We start from the raw sequence: 17,763 nt of genomic DNA, 5'->3' as shown, positions 1-17,763 counted from the left end.
CAGCCTCAATGAAGAGGGTCTGATCATGTCAGACGGCAGTGTCACTCACGATGGTAGTCACACTTCAGCCTGAATCCGGTGACAATAATATCAGGGATGGCTAACTGTATCTCAGCTAACGTTTTTTTGCTGCCTTTGAATGAAAGAAGCATGCCATAGCACTGTTGGACAGCTTGTAGGGTTGACACAAATTGACCTATCACAAGATTGTCAGGTGTCTTTATTTTGGGGCATTAAATGCTTGATTTGCATCAAAATTGTGCAGATCAAGCCGGGTACCCTGCACTCATCTACCAAAAGCACGGAATCAAGGAGTGCAAAATGAAACTGATCAAAACTCTGCTGGCTACTGTTGTTGCAGTATCTGCTATCCCGGCTATGGCCTACGAAGCGGGTGACATTATCGTCAAGGCGGGTGCTGTGACGGTTTCTCCGAAAGACGGTAATGCCGATAGCAGTGGTCTTGTTGCAGGCAGTGAACTGGATGTCTTGTCAGATACCCAATTGGGTTTGACCGGTGTTTATATGGTGACCTCCCAGATCGGTGTGGAACTGCTGGCAGCGACGCCTTTTGAACACGAAGTCGAAGGTGATGGTGGTGCTATTGATGGCGCTACGATTGCGACAACCAAACACTTGCCACCTACTGTTTCTGTACAGTATTACCCAATGGGAGCCGATTCCAAACTGCAACCCTATGTGGGCCTGGGTGTTAACCATACCTTCTTCTTTGATGAAGAAGATGATGCGGGTCTTGGTACCAAAGGGCTGGAAACCAGCTGGGGTTTGACTTACTCCGTAGGTGTTGACTATGCCCTGAATGATCATTGGCTGGTGAATGCTGCAGCTTGGAAAATGGATATCGATACAAAAATCAAAGGCGGTGCAGCTGATGGCCTTGATGTAGAAATTGATCCGCTGGTTTACTTTGTTGGTGCTGGTTACAAGTTCTGATTACTCGGGTTTGATATAAAAAAAGCGGCGCAAGCCGCTTTTTTTATATCTGCTGGTTGCGATGTGTTGACGTGTCACATAATCAAGGTCAACACTCGAAACCAGACTTACAAAAAGCCCCCTACAAAAACACCGCTGAGATACTGTTACTGGTTTGTGGTGGCTGTACTTGCAACGCAGGAGCATCAACAAGAACAGCGGGAACAGCGGGTGCCATCGAGGCCTGGATCAGCGCCTGAAACCAGTCCTGTCCACGGATAATGCCCATATATTCATTCTTGACCATTACTTCCGAGCCACGGCCGGGGGTGTACTCAATAACAATACGGTCACCCTGTATCAGACGGGTATCCATCATTTTGACCAGCGCATTCAGGCGTGCTTCCAGTGTGGCCATCTGTTCCCATTCCGACGTGATGGCAATGGTATCGTACAGTGACAAGCCAACCCCACGACCGCTGATTCGCTCGGATTGAACCGTCAGTTCAAGGCGCTGTATACCGGTGCGGGAAGGGGCATGATAGAGAGCGCTGGTATAGGCATCACGGATATAAAAATAATCCCGGGATAATGAATCAGCCAGTTGCAGGGTATGGTGGCCATTTAATGACAGTAACCGCTCTGGAAGCGGAGTCGTCAGGGCATGAGTCGTCAGACTGGTCGCTGAAAGCAACGACACCAAGGTGGTGACTAACCAGGTATTTTTCATAATCCATTACCTCTTTTGTTGGTTCTTTTCTCCTTTTCCTTCCTTGAATCTACGCTCAGTAATACTGGATCGCAATGATAAATAGGGGAGAGACATGGCTTTATTGGTAGCTGTTACAGAGGGTGACACCGTGGTCATTGGCTGGGTACAGAAAGCCGAATAATGTGTTTCTGGAAGTAGCAATCAGCGGCTGTTAGACGGCTACTAAATGGCTGTCTGATGGTTATCAGAAAGTATGCAGGTCTACGGATATGACAGAGGGTGCGGGAATGGCTATGGGGGAGGTTGCTGGTGTTGGGTGGGTATGAAGCTGTCTGACCAGCATCTGGACTCTGGTAAAGAGTCGGGCAGCGTTACGGAGCAGCGCGTTCAGATCTGATCAGCAGTCTGTCGGAGTGCCAGGTATTTTATACCCTGTATAAAAAGACTGGCAGCTCACGAAGTCATCGGGTTACATCCCGACCAAACGCATAAACTCGCTACGGGTGGCCGGATTGCTGCGAAAGTCCCCTTTCATAACAGATGTGCGCATGGATGAATTCTGTTTTTGCACACCGCGCATCATCATACACATATGTTGTGCTTCCAGAATGACGCCAACACCACGGCAGCCAGTCACTTCTTCGACGGCTTCAGCAATCTGTTTGGTCATGTTTTCCTGGATCTGCAGGCGACGGGCAAAGAGGTCTACTATTCGGGCAAACTTGGATAGGCCGAGTACCTTGCCGTTGGGTAGATAGCCGATATGACAGCGTCCGATAAAGGGCAGCATATGGTGTTCACACAATGAGTAAAACTCGATGCCCTGTACCGCGACCATCTCGTCATTATCACTGGTGAACACCGCGCCGTTGATTACTTCTTCGAGACTGGCGTTATAACCACTGGTCAGAAATTGCATGGCTTTGGCTGCGCGCTTGGGCGTATCCAGCAAGCCTTCACGGGTGATGTCCTCTCCCAGGTCGGTTAGAACCTCACTGTAAAGGTGTTCGAGTTTTGACATGTTTTATCCAGATTTCCAAAATACCTGAGCACTATACTCAAATTAAAAAATACTCATACAAGAGGGTTGCTTGTACAGCTTATGTTGACTGTATTGCCAGTGGTTTCTGGCAAATTCAGTTTTACCCAATCAGGGTTGATACTCTCTGGCAACGCGGCAGCGGACCAGAACTGGCTCAAATATCGGGCGTCGGCGATGCCATTCGTTTGATACAGATAGAGCTGTCCGAGCCTGGCATCAGCAGGGGCGGCTCCGAGTAAGTGATTGACTCGTCGAGCAATGGCTGCACCGGAGTCAACCCAGATAATCGTTGGCCAAAGCTTACTCAGATACGGCCGTAGCAGCGGGAAATGAGTACAGCCCAGCACAATATGACTGGGCCTGGGTGTTTGTTCTATCCAGCCTGACAGGTGTTGTTGGATGCGCTCTGACAAGCCTTGATGATATTGATCCGGTGCACGAACCAGGCTTTCAGCCCATTCAACCAGTTGGCGACTGCCCAGCCGCCTGACATCACAATGAGCGGCAAAATCGTTTATCAGCTTGTCGGTATAAGAGCGACTGATGGTGGCCGGTGTTGCCAGCAAACCGATCACGCCATTGGCTGATTGCTCTGCCGCTGTCTTGATGGCTGGAACCACACCCACTACCGGAATATCCAGTACTGCCCGTAATGAATCGAGTGCCAACGTGCTGGCGGTATTACAGGCGATAACCAGCAACTTGACCGGCAGGGCTGCCACTGCTTGCTGACACAAGGCGATAATCCGCCGGGTCAGGATTTGATCATTCTGGATGCCGTAAGGGAAGGCTGCCGTATCCATCAGATAGTGCACTGTCAGGTCGGGGCGTAACTGGTGTATCTCCCTGACAACACCAAGGCCACCAACACCAGAGTCAAAAACCAGAATCAAAGACAGTTACCAGCAATAATAGAAACAGAAGGATGATAGTTTAACAAATTTCATCCGGTGTGGCTGCGTGTTTGGATCGCGCGCCACGGTTGCTGAAGTCAGGCGTACAAACAGTAAGCGATACGCCTGACACGGTCGGCCAGGCGGGTTACTGCGGCTTCAGGATCAGAGTGAATTCTACCGGTACGACCTGGGTAATGGATGTCAGTTTGGCGATATTGCGTAATGCTTCGATACCGCCCTCAAGCCCGAACTCGGCGGCATCAATCAAGACAGGCGCCAGGCTGCTGACAACCAAAGAGGCATCCGCTGCGGGAGTAGCAAGTACCTCGGTAGTGACCGTCGCCTGTTTGCCGTGTAACGACAGGGAGCCAGACAGAGTAAAGCGTGTTGGTTTGCCCTGTTCCAGCGAGGTCATGACCTTGGCAGGAACCGTGGCCTGCAGCACGGCAGTGGCAAACCGGCTGGTATCAAACAGCATGGATTGCATGCGGCTGTCACGAATATCGATACCGGTGGCAACACTGCTCAGGTCGATATTGATAGTGGCAGCGCCGGTGCTGCTAACGGCCCCGGACACGTGTTTGAAGTGATGATTTTCTACCTTGTTAATATTCTTGGTGGTCTGGAAGGCGACCACTGAATCATTGTCGACTTGCCAGTCGGCCAGGACGGGTAAGCAGGTCAACAACAGCGGGGCTATCAGTGCGGTGCGAAAAGTCATACAGACTCCTTGACGTTATGTTGGATATCCATGGGTGTATTGTCAGTCATGTCATGAGCGGTTGAAGGCTGGTCGATGGTTCTGCTGCAGCGCCACTGTCCGCACATCACAATCTGACCGTTATATCCCGGATTGCCGTCCACCGGCGGAACCGCTTCAGGCTGCGGAATACTTCCCCGATATGATGGCGTATATGGCAGCGTCCCGGTCTTAATGCAGCAAGGTCAAACCGGGAAAGCGGAATTCGACCAGCCATTTCAGCGCATGTTCAATCGCCGCTTTATGTTCGTCTTCCAGGGTCAGGCGACGCTTGTCGATGGCGAACTGTTGTTTGGGAGGGAGTTTTTTATAGGCATCAAGGATCGGCATATCAGCCACTTGCTCGTGAAACATACGTAATACGGCCAGGTTCTCATGCTGCCAGACCGTGGGATCGAGGCCTTTAATGGTGTGGTGCAAGCGTAAGACCCCTTCGGTGATATCACATTGTTCGCTCAAGACTGCTCGCGCCAGAAAGCGTACATCCTGCACCAGGCTGTGCTGGTAATCACGCAGCTGTTGTTCTGCGGCAGCCGCTTCGGCCTGTTGTTCAGCCTCAATACGTTTGACCTGACGGGTCAGGCGCCAGGCGTAGACAGAAAGTGCGGCGATAATGGCAATGCCAACGACAGCGATCAGTATCATCATGGAAAAAACAGCCAGCAGAAGAGTGTGATGGGATGATAAACATTTCAGCACAAAAGTTAAGGCGTGTATTGGCAACAGCCCATTCTGGCACTGGCTTTATGACTGGCGCTCGGGAGAGCACAATCGGCACCCCGGTGCTGGCGGTGTACCCTCCCGGTATCGCACCCGAAAACGGGGGCCAGAGCGATGACTGGAGACCGTATAGATTGGACGGTCAGGGGGCGCCGGGTTATTCACCTGATGGTCTGGTAACGATGGTGGCAGCCGATCCGGATGTGACTCGGGGTGTGATTCAGAGTGTGAGTTGGTGTGGTCAGACATGGCCCAGCTCCTTTAATGCTTCACTGGCGGTAAAAAACACTTGTCCGGGCTGGATACGTTCCAGCCAGTCGGTGTTTTCCAACAGGTCCATCACCGGCCCTTTGAACTCCGCCATATGCAACAGGATATTGAGTGATTGCAGCTGCTCGTGCAGCTCCAGCAGACCTTCGTAACCGTTAAAATCGATATGGTTGATGGCACTGCCTACCAGTACAACGTGGTGAATGTCCGGCGACTGTTCGAGGCGACGAATAATAAAAGTATTCAGGTAATGACTGTTGGCAAAATACAGGTTTTCATCAACCCGAATCATCAATACATGTGGTGAGGTGCTGACATCATGGCGCTGGATATTACGGAAGTGATCACTGTTTTTATAACGACCGATTTCGGCGATATGAGGCTCACTGGAACGGCGTAAATACAAGATCAGAGACAGTAAAATACCAAGGGAAATACCGATTTCTGCATTGGTCGCCAACACCGCCAGAAATGTCATCAGCCAGACCACGCCGTCACTTTTCTGAAAGCGCCAGGCATGCAAGCCATCCTGAAAGTTGATCAGCGGTAATACCGCGACCACAATAATGGCACCCAGTAACGCCTTGGGCAGCACCGTGAACCAGCTGGTGGCGACCACCAGTACCAGCACGATACCGGCCAGTGTGATCAGCCCTGCCAATTGGCTGCGGGCACCGGCCGCCTGATTCACCATGCTGCGGCCAAATCCGCCCGCCACCGGATAGGCTTGTGAAACAGCTGCCCCGAGGTTGGCAATACCTAGCGCCAACAGTTCGCGGTTGGCATCCAGCCCGGAGGTTTTGACGCGTCGTGCCATGGCGGTGGCCACAGACAGGCTTTCCAGATAACCGATAAGCGCAATCAGCAAGGCAGAAGGAATCAAGGATTGCCATTGGTCAATCGTCAGTTGTTGAGGCAGCGTCAATACCGGTAAACCGGAAGGAATATCACCTACAATATCTGCGGGTAAATGCAGCGCCGGCACCAGCGTAATGCCCAGTACAATCAGTACCAGAGGGCCGCTGCGGCCAAGTAATTCACGTAACATTTTCCAGTGTTCAGCAATCAATACCCGGCACAGAAGCGGCCATAACTTGAGCAACAGAATGGCTGCTACAGACAATACAACCACTGCAGGAATGGCCTGCCCGAGATGTTGCAGTACGTACCAAAGAGTATCGGCCAGGCTGTCCTGCCGGGGAACTGACATGCCGGTCAGGGATTTGCTCTGGTTAATAATAATGACTATGGCAGCCGCGCTGGAAAAGCCGGAAATAACCGAGTGGCTGATAAACGTTGTCCAGCGACCCAGACCAATCAGATAAAACAGCAATAAAAACAGCCCGGTTAATGCCGCCAAAGCTGCAGCCAGCTGACTGAACTCAGCCCCGCCCGGCGTCGACAGCTGCTGCAGGGCTTCCAGTGTCATCAAGGACACAATGGCCGCTGGGCCAACCGCAAGGCTGGGGCTGGTGCCGAGCACGGCATAAATAAACAAGGGCAGCAGCGCAGCGTACAAACCCGCCTGAGGCGGCAATCCCGCCAGAAAGGCATAGGCGATGCCCTGGGGAATCAGTAAAATCGCAACGACCAGACCCGCTGTCAGATCCGCCGAGAACCACTCGCGTTGGTAGTGGCGCAGAGTACTAAACATGGTTTGTATTCTCTCCGTAGAGCTCGTTTAACAAACGAATAACGCGAACCACCTTGTGATCAGCAAGGCAATAAAAAACGCACTGGGCTTCGCGGCGGCTGACCACCAGATGCTCTCCCCGGAGCCAGGCAAGATGCTGCGACAGGGCCGATTGACTGAGTGGCAGCTGACGCCCGAGGTCGGCCACGGAAATTTCCCCCTGTCTGAGTAAACAGAGAATGGCCAGCCGATGTTCATTGGCGAGCGCCTTGAGCAGACGGACGGCGGGTTGGCGTTGAGTGTCGAAAGAAGAAGGCATAACCGCAATCTCATCAGGCTGCTGGAAGTCACCTGATACAGTGTATATTAAATATTGCTAAATAAGAATATTCTAATATAGTTGGGTTGTTTTGAAATGATCAAGATAAGGCGGAGGTTGCCATGCAAATCCAGAGTTTCTACCATCAGGATACATCTACTTATACCCATTGGTTGGAAGACACCGAGCAGCAGCTATCGCTGATTGTCGATCCGGTGATGGATTTTGATCAGAAATCCGGCCGAACCGGTACCGGTTTTATCGATGCGGTGCTGGACCGTCTGGCAGAGAAAAACAGCCGCCTGGTATATGTGCTGGAAACCCATGCCCATGCTGATCATTTGTCGGCGGCAGATTATCTGCGCCGCCAGACAGGGGCCAGTATTGTGATTGGACAGCCTATCAAGCAGGTGCAGGGAACGTTCAGCAAGATATTCAATGAGCCTGCGACGTTTGTTGCGGATGGGCACCAGTTTGACGTGCTGGTTGCTGATGGCGACACCCTGACACTGGGTGATCACCAGATCCGGGTGTTGGCAACTCCGGGGCATACTCCCGCCTGCGTCAGTTATGTGGTGGATGAGCAGGTGGCTTTTATCGGCGATACGCTGTTTGCACCGGATACCGGCACGGCGCGCTGTGACTTTCCGGGAGGGGATAGCGATACCCTTTATCACTCGATCCAGCGACTGTTTGCCCTGGGCGATGGGGTGCGCTTGTATTTGTGCCATGATTATCCCCCGGATGGACGGCCAGCGATGAGTTCGGCAACGGTCGCCGAGCAGCGCCAGCACAATATTCATATTCGGGATGGTATCAGTCAGGCAGCATTTGTGGCCTTGCGCACCGCGAGAGATGCGGGGTTGGCGATGCCACGGCTGATTTTGCCATCGTTGCAGATTAATATTCGCGCCGGGGCACTGCCCGATGCAGAAGATAACGGTGTGTCCTATCTCAAACTGCCGTTGAACCTCTTTTAGCCCCTTGGCTCAGTCGGGCGGGGAGCCGATCAATCACGGCGCCGGGCGCGGCTGTATCGGTTTGGTTGGCTTGGTATTGATCAAGTCGCCAGCCCCTTTCCTTTGTGACGGCTTACGACTCCGCGTCATCGTCTGGATGGGATGTCGGACGGGGCCGACGCTGGCGCTGCTCTTGCTGCAAGCGTTGTGCTTCTTCTTGCCGTTCCTGTTCTTCGCGTTGGCGAGCTTCGATTGCGGCTTGTTCGATGGCGACCATCTCCGGTGTTTCGAGAGAAATACGCCCCAATTTACCGGAACGTAATTCGTGTAGTACCAGCTCTGCTGCCTTGTGCAAATCAATCACGCCACCCGGACGTAAACAACCACGCTTGCGACCAATGTGTTCCAGTGCCTCGGCTGCTGACGCGGGTTTTTCCTTGAGCTTGTAGCGTTGCATCAGCAGGTCAGGGTATTGCAGCAATAAAAATCCCAGCGTGTGGTTGGCAATATCCTGATATTCGATGGCAGTATCCTTGACGGCACCACTGGCAGCCAGGCGATAACCACTGTTTTCATTTTCAAACTTGGGCCAGAGAATCCCCGGCGTATCAGAGAGCACCATGCCGTTTTTCAAATCAATCAACTGATTGGACTTGGTCACTGCCGGCTCATTGCCGGTACGGGCAATATAGCGTCCTGCGAGGCCATTGATCAGAGTGGATTTACCGACGTTGGGGATACCCATCACCATCAGGCGCATGGCCTGGTTACGTCCGGAACGCACACGGCCCATTTTTTGACACAAGGCCAACAGCCGCTTGAGTTGCGACTTGTCTTCGGCAACCAATGGCAATGCCTGGGTGTTTTCCTGTTGGCTGAAATAGTCGACCCAGGCCCGGGTGATATCAGGATCGGCCAGGTCCTGCTTGTTCAGCAGCTTGATAACGGGCTTGTTGCGACACAGCTCGTCCACCATGGGATTGGTGCTGGAGAACGGCAAACGTGCATCCATGACCTCGATCACCAGATCGATATCCGGCATGGCTTCACTGATCTTCTTGCGGGCTTTGTTCATATGCCCTGGGAACCATTGGACTGCCATTGTGTGTAATCCGGTTGACCTGAATAAATTAGGGCGGCACATTGTATCGATCGGCCCGGTGAGAGCAACCGCCCGAGAGCAATTGGGCGTTATTTGAATGTCATATTTGCTCGATAACCTGACTGTGGTCGAAAAATTCCTGTGGAATTGGTCAAGTTGGAGACAATGTATGGATGTCTTGCAAGAAGATTTCGCTCGAAGTGCCAAACGTCAGGGCCGTCAGGCCTCGGCAACGGTTTCTGGTCGTCGTCGCGCCGGTTTCCTGGTTGGCAATAAGTTTGTTTTTTCAGATCAGGCCGAGGTGCTGTGGATGGAAGCAGGCCCCGGAGAATTTCGTGAATTGCGTCTCTGGCGCAAATAGAGTGATAGCGCGGCGCTGAAAGCGCCGCCCTGGAATCGCTAGGCTTCTGCAAACACTGATGTTGCTTCTGCTTCATCGGAGGGGTTCGTACCCTCTGCAGAAAGCGTATCGACTGGCTGTTGTGCCAGAACTTGCTCGGCATTGGCTAATAATTCTTGCTGCTTTTCTTGCTCGCGGGCACGTTTACGCTCCAGTTTGACGAAGTGTTTCTCATGCGTGGTCCATTGCCCCTGACGGATATCCACGTCGGTTACGCCGTTTTCTTCGGCAATTTCTTCTGCCAGCTGGCGCGTGGCCTCATCGGCATCGCGGGCCAGTAACTTGCGTTCACCAGCGTCAAGATGGCTGAACAGGTCGATCAGCGCCGTCGACATGATGTCGCGGCTGATTTCATCGCGGCTTTTGTTGAAGCGACGGGCAATCATATTCAGCATGGCAAGATCGGCTGGCTCGATCTTGACGCTGATTTCAGCTTGGGTTTTTTCTTGCAAACGGCGCTCTTGTTCTTCCTGATAATATCTGTCGATCAGGTTCTGGGTGTTGTTACTATCGTTTTCGTGCATGCAGTGCTCCGGGTCACTCGGGAGAGAGGGCTGGGCTTGAGTTATGCCTCGGGGCGGCGGATTATACGCAGACATTACCGAGCGAGTAACCGGAGTTTTTATGAAGCCTGAAGAGTATCCAGAAGAGTATATCGTTGAGCAGATGGCATCACTGTCGCCATCTCATCTCGAATTGATGAACGAAAGCCATATGCACGCAGGCCCGGCGGCGACGTCCCACTACAAACTGGTGATGGTATCCGACGCTTTTGAGGGCAAGCGCCCGGTGGCCCGGCATCAGCTGGTGTATGGCCTGGTGGCTGATATTTTGCAAAATCCGGTACATGCTCTGGCGCTGCATTTGTATTCGCCACAGGAATGGCAGGCACAGACGGCTGTACCTGAGTCGCCACAATGTGCCGGGCAACACTGATCATGACCTGATGATGATTGATGCATCATCAGGTCTGCTGGATCGCGTCTGCTGGTCCGGGTGGCTGGCCCGGAGCAACAGCGACATAATCCTGATTCCATAGGACAAGCCGCAAATCACCAACAGCTGTACCCCAAAAGACCCCACCAGATCGGGAAGTGCGCAATTTCCTGCCGATATCATCATGCAATGATCTGTCAGGTTGGCAACTTTGTAACTAAAGTGTCACTTAATATTCATAGACTCGCGCCGAACTCTCGACCAGAAATCAGAATTATGACTACGATTCGTGTTTGTTTGACTCTGCTTGCCATTCTGGGTTTTTCAAGCGCCAATGCCGGGATTTTATCTCCTTTCACTGGCCTGCCAAAAAATGGTGAAGTACGTCTGTTTGGTATCCAGGGCTCCAATACCATTGGTGATGAACTTGGACCTAATCTGGCTAAAAAATACCTGGAAGAAAAAGGGGCGACAGACGTTCAAATTCGTAATACCCGGTTTAATAATGAAAAAGTGGTCAGTGGTTTTTTGCCTGATCTTGGTACCCGTTTGACGATAGACGTCGCCGCACATGGTTCCGGTACCGGCTTCAAGGGGATTGCGAGTGGTTCATCAGAAATTGCCGCCTCATCCCGTCCGATCAAGGCCAAGGAAGCCAGCCTGTTAAAACACATCGCTGATATGAGCAGGCCATCGGCAGAACATATCATCGGCATTGATGGTTTGGCGATTGTGGTGCACCCATCCAATCCGGTCAGTGAACTCAGTGTTGATGAAATCTCCGAGATTTTCTCCGGAGGCTATACCGACTGGTCGCAGGTGGGCGGCCGTCCTGGCGCCATTCATGTGTATGCCCGTGATGAAAACTCGGGTACCTGGGACAGTTTTAAATCCATGGTGCTGGGTAATACGCCGTTGATTGCATCGGCCAAGCGTTTTGAATCCAATGCGGTATTGTCTGATGAGGTCTCTGCGGATGATAACGGAATCGGTTTTGTCGGTTTGTCATCGGTCCGTGCTGCCAAATTGCTGGCCGTATCGGATGGCAGCGCCAAGGCACTGAAACCCAACAAGCTGACCGTTGCCACTGAAGATTATGCCCTGTCCCGGCGTTTGTTCATGTACACGGATGATGTGCCGGAAAATCCGTATGTCGTTGAGTTTATGAGCTTTGTTCAGCTCAATGAAGCACAGCAGGTGGTCGCGGATTCTGGTTTTATTTCACAGGAACTGAAAGAAGTCGTGCCGGAGTTCTATAGTGAGTTACCGTCTGATTTTCGTGAAATAACCAATGACGCCAAGCGTTTGACGATTAATTTCCGTTTTCGGGCCGGGAGCGCATCGCTGGACAATAAAGCGCTGAAGGATATTGAGCGGCTGGTTAATTATCTGCAGCAGAAAGGCCGCAACGATGCCGAAGTGATGCTGATCGGCTTTGGTGACAAGAAACGCACCGAGAAACGCTCCAAGCTGTTGTCCAAACTGAGGGCCATGGCGGTACGTCGTGAACTGGTGCGTAACGGCATTTATCCTGAACTCTCGGTTGGGTATGGTGAGTATTTACCGGTTGCTTCTGTGAATCGGGCAGAAGGGAAAATGAAAAATCGCCGGGTTGAGGTGTGGCTCAGGGATAATACCTGAGCCGGACTGCTGCCAAGCGACAAAGAAAAACCCGAAGCCTGCAAAGGCTTCGGGTTTTTTGTGTTCTGGCAGGCTCAGGTGCATAACGCTGCCTGTGGTTCAGCCCTGGCTATGGAAAAACAGATACAGGTCGATGACGGCTGCTGGAATACCGCCACAGACCTGGTCGGACAGCTCGATGTCATCATCGATGTCGGCCATTTCTTCTTCGTCTGCGAACAGGCCAGAAGCGTACATGATCGGGAACAGGCTCTCGGCGACGTTTTCTTCATCGCGCTGGTACCAGTCCTCTTCGTGCAGCATGACACCGGTCATAAAACCAATCGCCCAACCTTCGATGGGTGGCTCGTCTTCTTCATCCGACAGAGTCAACTCACAAGGTACAGGGAAATCCTGGCCGGAATCGAGCCAGCCCTGGATTTCCGCAGTCATTTTGCCAAGCAGCTCGGTGACGGTGGCTTTTTCAGCGCTGCTGAAGCCCAGTTTTTCGTCAAAGGCACAGTCCCAGACTCGCTGGATATCGAACTCAATCGGCCCTGCCAAAAACGAGGTAATCAGGCCGTGGACGGCGAAAAAATCGAAACTGTCCTGGCGTTCTGCTTCGTCTTCCAGCAATACCCCGAGAGTTTCCAGTTCGTTCTCGGTCATGGCTGGGATATTATTTAGATCATTCATTTGGGTGCTCCTGAAGTCGGAGCCAATGCTAGCAGGCTTATGAAAGGCTACAAACAACAATTGCTTGTTCCGCTGGATGGAGAGGATGTTGTACTCCATATTCAGGCGATGAAACGCAAAAGTTTACGACTGGTGCTGAACCCGGCCGGTGAAATCGACCTGCGTATTCCGTTGGGTGCCAGTAAAGCCCAGGTAAACCGTTTTCTCGACGGTCATCAAGCCTGGCTGATTCAGCGTCGTCGAGAGTGGAAAGAAAACCAGAGTCGCAATGAAGGTGTGCTGAAGTACCTGGGGCGCACCCTGACGCTGGTGGAGACTGATGTGGCCATCCCGCAAGTGTGTGATGACCAGCTGCTTGTGCCTGCCATGCCCGCAGGGCAGCGGCAGGCGCTGATGGATGACTGGCTCAAGCAGCAGGCGCGTAGCACCTTCAGTGATCTGCTGGATTGCTGGTGGCCCCGGTTTCAGCAGTATGGGGTTGAGAGGCCGGTGCTACGGGTGAAAAAAATGCGGACCCGCTGGGGCAGCTTGTCTCGCAAGGGGTATATCAATCTGAATATGGCGCTGATTCATATGCCCGAACCGCTGATTGAACTGGTGGTGGTACATGAGCTTTGCCATATCCGGCATTTTGATCATGGCCCCGGTTTTCGGCGTCTGATGGCATTTCATCTGGCGGATTGTCGCCTGCGTGAGCAAACATTGGATCAGTACCACCTCAACGGTTTTCTACGTTCGTATTGATCCATAATTGCGAATACCAGTAAAAATAGCTGGGTTTGCTGAGGCTGGGGGCGGTGCAGTTGTAGCGGCTGCGGCCCTGGGTAATGGGTTGGGTGGCTTGGGTTGTCAGGGTGATGGTGGTGCCAGTGACATCGACCTGGTGATCAATCTGGCCTTCACCGCTGGCAAAACAGCGCAAATGGTCAGGATCAAGATCCTGGGAGTGCAGGGTTAGCCGCAGCTCTGGCGGGTTATCGCTCCCCAGTGCCGGGTCGACCAGAGAGTTGCTGGCAACGGGTAATGCCAGGGTCTGGAGTTTGTTATTGAGCGTATCAGGGTCGGCATAGGCACCCGCGACCGGGTAGCGTGGAATCGCTTGCCAGAATGATTGGCTGGATACAGCCCCGGAATGTTGCCCAAATGCCAGGTAATCGTGATCTTGGAGCCACTCCGCGATTGCCAGTGAATACTCACCATAAGGGTAGGCCAGCAAGCGGTTGGATTGCCCCATTTCCTGCTTGATTCGTTGTTCGGCGTTATCGACTTGCTGGGTCAGCCATGCATCCAGCGTCAGGTTATCCGGGCGCTGAATCAGATAAGGGTGGTCCTGGGTGTGATTGGCAATGGTCGCCCCTTGCTGTTGCATCTCGCGCAACTGTTGCCAGGGCATGATCCCCTCGTGTTCTGCATCGATCGTTCCCGGGTTCACAAAAACAGTGAAAGGCCAGCGACGTTGGGCCAGTAACGGGAAGGCGTTGTGATAAATAGATTCGTAGGCATCATCAAAGGTAATGGCAACGGCGTTGTCCGGCAGAGTGCCACCTTGGCGCAAGGTCTGAATGGCGCTTGGCAAATCGACAATGGTTTTGTTCAGTGACGCCAACAATAGCAAATGCCGTTTGAAATCCGCCGGGCTGATACTGGTGGCAGCCGGTGTGCTGGTGGAAACGTGATGGTATTGCAAGATAACCAGCTCTGCCCGGGTTGCCATCGTTATCAACAGGCCGGCAAGTAGTACGAGATACTTCATGGAACGCCCTTGTTCTGTGAAAGCGGGGTATGGAATTGTGGGGACATCGATTTAATCCTGCACGGCTCTGCGCGAGTGTTGCCGTTGTTCAGGGCAAGGCGACGAATGCAGCGAAATGACGAGTCCTTTTCAAATTCGTCCCCCTTGTGACTACGGCATTCGAGTGACGTTCCTTGGCATCCTGATGTGTTGGTGACTGCCGATATTGTTTCTTCTGTGCCAGACCTTCTGGCGGTTGCGCCGTCGCTAGTGACCCCTTGCCGAAGATAGCCTGTTCTGGCCAACAAGACGGATATTGGTTGCGGTTCTAGAAGAAAGTGTCAAACCGTCAGCCGTTGATACGCCGCCAGCAGCGCCTGGAAATGACTGACATCACCACCCCGGTCCGGATGGTGGCGCATGGCGAGACGGCGATATTGCCGACGGATATCCGATTCGTTGGCACCTTCCTGTAACTCCAGCAAGCGCAGGTCGCTGCGGCGCTGATCAGGTGTCAGGGTTTGCTGCCAGATGCCCCGCAAGAGCTTGTCGACGGTATCGCGATCGGTACTGAGGTGGGTGAGATCAAGATAATAGCGGGCCAGCGGATCGGCTTCACAGACGTGCTGGTTATCGCTGGCCTGCTCAGTATCCCAAGGCTGTAATTGCACGCCAAGTGGTTCGATATTCAGCCAGCCAGCCTGTTGTGCCAGCCATTCCAGGCGTAAACGATACAAGCAATGCATCACCAGAAAGTGGCAACGAAACAGAGTCAGGGAATCGGCCAGGGCATCCGGCTGGAAAACGCCGGGCACTGGCTGTTTGAGCCAGTGGATCAGTTGGTATTCGGTGTGACACTGGCCATCCTGCAATTGACTGGAAAGCAGTGCTTGCAGGGTATCGAGGCTTTCATCCGGAGGATTGATTTGGTCGCGTTTGAGATTCAGCATGGCGGCAGAATATCACAGCTGATAACGGCCTGCTGTGTCAGTGAGGCCCTGGATCGGTGTCTTCAATCAGCTTGCGGGCAAAGCCGGGCAACTTGCTTTTGATGGCATTCAGTCGGCCAGAAAATTCCCGATAACGATGGCGTTGTTGGCGTAGCCATTCCCGCACGCGTGGCACAGTGCTGACGAGTAATGACAGGCCGATAACGATCATGACGAGGCCAAAAGGGAGGGGAAGAGGCGTCACAATGATACCGGCGATGATAAAAAAAATGCCGAGCAGAATTTTGGCACTGCGTTTAACCATAGCAAAGTCAGCCAGTGGTGATCATAACTTACCAAGGTGTCATGCCGATGTTGCTTCATCATGACGGTGACGATAACTAATTGAGCAGAGATACCGGTTTTTCCGACAGCTTAACCTGCGTTATCACTCCGGTTTTTTAGCGCCTGATCCACCACAATACTGGCAACAATATCCCCCTCAACATTCACGGCGGTGCGGACAGTATCGAGAATACGATCGATGGGGAGCAATATGGCAATGGCTTCGGCTGGCAGCCCCACAGATTGCAACACCATGACCATGGTAACCATGCCGGCACTGGGAATGCCTGGCGCGCCCATGGAAGCAATCATGGCCGTCAGCATCACAATGATCTGCTGGCCGACTGACAGGTCGATGCCGATCAGATAGGCGATAAACAGTGCTGCAGCGGCCTCATACAGGGCTGTGCCGTCCATGTTCATGGTGGCGCCAACCGGCAAGACAAATCCGGCCACGTCTTTGCTGACGCCCAGATTTTCTTCGCTGCAGCGCAGACTGATCGGCAGCGTGGCAGCACTGGAGCTGGTGGCAAAAGCAGTGATCAGGGCCGGGCGCGCTCCCCGCCATAACCACTGTGGTGATTGACGGGTAAAGAGCCACAGCAGGCCAGGCAAGATTACGGCACCGTGGATCAGGGTAATCGCAAACACCAGGACAATAAATTCGCCCATGCTGGCCAGCAGGCTCAGATCCTGGGTGGCCAACAGCTTGGTTAACAAGGCAAACACGCCGAATGGAGCCAGCAGCATGATCCATTGGATCATGCGCATTAACAGCGCCAGTAATTCTTGCAATACCACCAGAATGTGCATTTTTTGCTCGCCGGATTTGACCAGTGCAATCCCCAGTAACAGTGCAAACACCACTACGGGCAGGATTTTTCCATCCGCCAGGGCAGCCATCGGGTTCATAAACAGGCTATGGAGAAATTGGGCAAAAAATTCGCCGGCACTTAACTGTTTGGCTTCAAAATTTTCCATGCTGTCGGCAAACATGGCGAGTTGCAGATGACTGCCGGGTTGAACCCAGTCGGTAACGACCAGCGCCAGTACCATGGCGCAGACCATGGAGAGAGCAAAAAATCCCAGGGTGTAGCGCCAGACCTGGCCACCATGACGATGGGCCTGCAGGTTGGCCACACCAACCACAATGGAGGTAAATATCAGCGGAATCAGGATCATTTTGAGCAAATCAATAAACAGTCTGCCCATCACATTGGCGGCATACAGGATGTTACTGCGCAGGGCAGATGCGTCGTCCATGCCATTCAGCCAGTAGCCAAGGATCAGGCCTGCGACGGCGGCGATCAGGATTTGCAGATTCAGTCCAGGCCAGGAAATGGAGTGTCTGGTCACGTGTTGTCCTCTTGCTTGCCGGTGGTGTCCGGTGATTCAGCTGGGTGTTGAGCGGGAGGTATACCAAGCAACGGCGGTCTTTGTCTCAGGGCATTGAGTAAAGTTTATGGCCATTTCAAGAACTCAGTGATCGTTTTCACCCAGGTATCTTGTTTATGCGTCTGTTTGTCAGCCTGACAGGAACAATGGAGCGGCTGTTCCGATGCCTTATCCTATCCTGTCATAAGGGTTGTTACCCTTTATAAATCAATAAGATAGGCAGGAATGGCAAAGGCTTTGATTGCCAGAAGTCTGGTATTACCGTGTTTTGGGCTGGTGTTTTGGGCTGGTGTTTTGGGCTGGTGTTTTGGGCTGGTGTTTTGGGCAGGTGTTGTGGTCTGGTGTTGTGGGCGGGTGTTATGGG

At 52.7% G+C, this 17,763-nt stretch carries 20 protein-coding genes; 6 read left to right on the top strand and 14 right to left on the bottom strand.

Features of this window, described 5'->3' with window-relative positions:
• Positions 1-321 precede the first annotated feature (321 nt).
• Positions 322-954 (top strand): OmpW family protein, encoded by a 633-nt coding sequence (locus tag Q8W32_RS03460; RefSeq protein ID WP_305413716.1) that lies wholly within the window; start codon positions 322-324, stop codon positions 952-954.
• A 121-nt stretch (positions 955-1,075) separates the two neighbouring features.
• On the opposite strand, the gene Q8W32_RS03455 is transcribed toward Q8W32_RS03460, so the two are convergent.
• From Q8W32_RS03455 to Q8W32_RS03425, 7 genes are all read right to left on the bottom strand, one after another.
• Positions 1,076-1,663, bottom strand: a complete 588-nt coding sequence (locus Q8W32_RS03455; protein WP_303434610.1) for a chalcone isomerase family protein — start codon at positions 1,661-1,663, stop codon at positions 1,076-1,078.
• 451 nt (positions 1,664-2,114) lie between these two features.
• Positions 2,115-2,666, bottom strand: coding sequence for a GTP cyclohydrolase I FolE (gene folE, locus Q8W32_RS03450; RefSeq protein ID WP_303434609.1), 552 nt, complete (start codon positions 2,664-2,666; stop codon positions 2,115-2,117).
• Positions 2,667-2,719: 53 nt separating this feature from the next.
• Entirely contained in the window at positions 2,720-3,580 is an 861-nt protein-coding gene (gene murI / locus Q8W32_RS03445; protein ID WP_305413715.1) for a glutamate racemase, read from the bottom strand.
• A gap of 148 nt (positions 3,581-3,728) precedes the next feature.
• Complete coding sequence (locus tag Q8W32_RS03440; protein WP_305413714.1) at positions 3,729-4,304, bottom strand: YceI family protein; 576 nt, start codon at positions 4,302-4,304, stop codon at positions 3,729-3,731.
• 210 nt (positions 4,305-4,514) lie between these two features.
• Entirely contained in the window at positions 4,515-4,991 is a 477-nt protein-coding gene (locus tag Q8W32_RS03435) for a DUF2489 domain-containing protein (RefSeq protein WP_305413713.1), read from the bottom strand.
• A gap of 313 nt (positions 4,992-5,304) precedes the next feature.
• Complete coding sequence (locus Q8W32_RS03430; RefSeq protein WP_305413712.1) at positions 5,305-6,987, bottom strand: SulP family inorganic anion transporter; 1,683 nt, start codon at positions 6,985-6,987, stop codon at positions 5,305-5,307.
• Positions 6,980-7,285, bottom strand: a complete 306-nt coding sequence (locus Q8W32_RS03425) for a helix-turn-helix transcriptional regulator (protein ID WP_303434604.1) — start codon at positions 7,283-7,285, stop codon at positions 6,980-6,982. Before Q8W32_RS03425 ends, Q8W32_RS03430 begins: the two co-directional genes overlap by 8 nt.
• 122 nt (positions 7,286-7,407) lie before the next feature.
• Here Q8W32_RS03425 and Q8W32_RS03420 point away from each other — a divergent pair, with 122 nt between their 5' ends.
• Positions 7,408-8,265, top strand: coding sequence for an MBL fold metallo-hydrolase (locus Q8W32_RS03420; RefSeq protein ID WP_305413711.1), 858 nt, complete (start codon positions 7,408-7,410; stop codon positions 8,263-8,265).
• 112 nt (positions 8,266-8,377) lie between these two features.
• Here Q8W32_RS03420 and ylqF read toward each other — a convergent pair whose 3' ends face one another.
• Entirely contained in the window at positions 8,378-9,346 is a 969-nt protein-coding gene (ylqF, locus tag Q8W32_RS03415; RefSeq protein WP_305413710.1) for a ribosome biogenesis GTPase YlqF, read from the bottom strand.
• A 169-nt stretch (positions 9,347-9,515) separates the two neighbouring features.
• Here ylqF and Q8W32_RS03410 point away from each other — a divergent pair, with 169 nt between their 5' ends.
• Positions 9,516-9,707, top strand: a complete 192-nt coding sequence (locus Q8W32_RS03410; protein WP_303434601.1) for a hypothetical protein — start codon at positions 9,516-9,518, stop codon at positions 9,705-9,707.
• 38 nt (positions 9,708-9,745) lie between these two features.
• On the opposite strand, the gene Q8W32_RS03405 is transcribed toward Q8W32_RS03410, so the two are convergent.
• Entirely contained in the window at positions 9,746-10,270 is a 525-nt protein-coding gene (locus Q8W32_RS03405) for a hypothetical protein (protein ID WP_303434600.1), read from the bottom strand.
• A 100-nt stretch (positions 10,271-10,370) separates the two neighbouring features.
• On the opposite strand from Q8W32_RS03405, the gene Q8W32_RS03400 reads away from it, so the two are divergent.
• On the top strand, positions 10,371-10,682 hold the full coding sequence (locus Q8W32_RS03400) for a BolA family transcriptional regulator (RefSeq protein ID WP_305413709.1): 312 nt from the start codon (positions 10,371-10,373) through the stop codon (positions 10,680-10,682).
• A gap of 276 nt (positions 10,683-10,958) precedes the next feature.
• The gene (locus tag Q8W32_RS03395) at positions 10,959-12,323 is read left to right on the top strand and encodes a phosphate ABC transporter substrate-binding/OmpA family protein (protein ID WP_303434598.1); all 1,365 of its coding nucleotides are present in this window, start codon (positions 10,959-10,961) and stop codon (positions 12,321-12,323) included.
• 99 nt (positions 12,324-12,422) lie between these two features.
• Here the strand turns inward: Q8W32_RS03395 and Q8W32_RS03390 are convergent, their stop codons facing one another.
• On the bottom strand, positions 12,423-12,998 hold the full coding sequence (locus Q8W32_RS03390; RefSeq protein WP_303434597.1) for a YecA family protein: 576 nt from the start codon (positions 12,996-12,998) through the stop codon (positions 12,423-12,425).
• A 39-nt stretch (positions 12,999-13,037) separates the two neighbouring features.
• Between Q8W32_RS03390 and Q8W32_RS03385 the strand changes: the two genes are divergently transcribed.
• Complete coding sequence (locus Q8W32_RS03385) at positions 13,038-13,742, top strand: M48 family metallopeptidase (protein WP_305413708.1); 705 nt, start codon at positions 13,038-13,040, stop codon at positions 13,740-13,742.
• On the opposite strand, the gene Q8W32_RS03380 is transcribed toward Q8W32_RS03385, so the two are convergent.
• From Q8W32_RS03380 to Q8W32_RS03365, 4 genes are all read right to left on the bottom strand, one after another.
• Positions 13,717-14,751: a polysaccharide deacetylase family protein gene (locus Q8W32_RS03380; protein WP_305413707.1), complete on the bottom strand. Its 1,035-nt coding sequence runs from the start codon at positions 14,749-14,751 to the stop codon at positions 13,717-13,719. The two genes, Q8W32_RS03385 and Q8W32_RS03380, sit on opposite strands and share 26 nt — an antisense overlap.
• 320 nt (positions 14,752-15,071) lie before the next feature.
• Positions 15,072-15,680 (bottom strand): DNA-J related domain-containing protein, encoded by a 609-nt coding sequence (locus tag Q8W32_RS03375; protein ID WP_303434038.1) that lies wholly within the window; start codon positions 15,678-15,680, stop codon positions 15,072-15,074.
• A gap of 37 nt (positions 15,681-15,717) precedes the next feature.
• The gene (locus tag Q8W32_RS03370; protein ID WP_303434037.1) at positions 15,718-15,984 is read right to left on the bottom strand and encodes a PGPGW domain-containing protein; all 267 of its coding nucleotides are present in this window, start codon (positions 15,982-15,984) and stop codon (positions 15,718-15,720) included.
• Between the two features lie 110 nt (positions 15,985-16,094).
• Complete coding sequence (locus Q8W32_RS03365; protein ID WP_303434036.1) at positions 16,095-17,360, bottom strand: dicarboxylate/amino acid:cation symporter; 1,266 nt, start codon at positions 17,358-17,360, stop codon at positions 16,095-16,097.
• Between the last annotated feature and the right edge of the window lie 403 nt (positions 17,361-17,763).

Source organism: Oceanobacter sp. 3_MG-2023 (assembly GCF_030688925.1).
Taxonomy (GTDB): Bacteria; Pseudomonadota; Gammaproteobacteria; order Pseudomonadales; family Oceanobacteraceae; genus Oceanobacter.
This window is presented reverse-complemented; position numbering and strand designations above follow the sequence as displayed.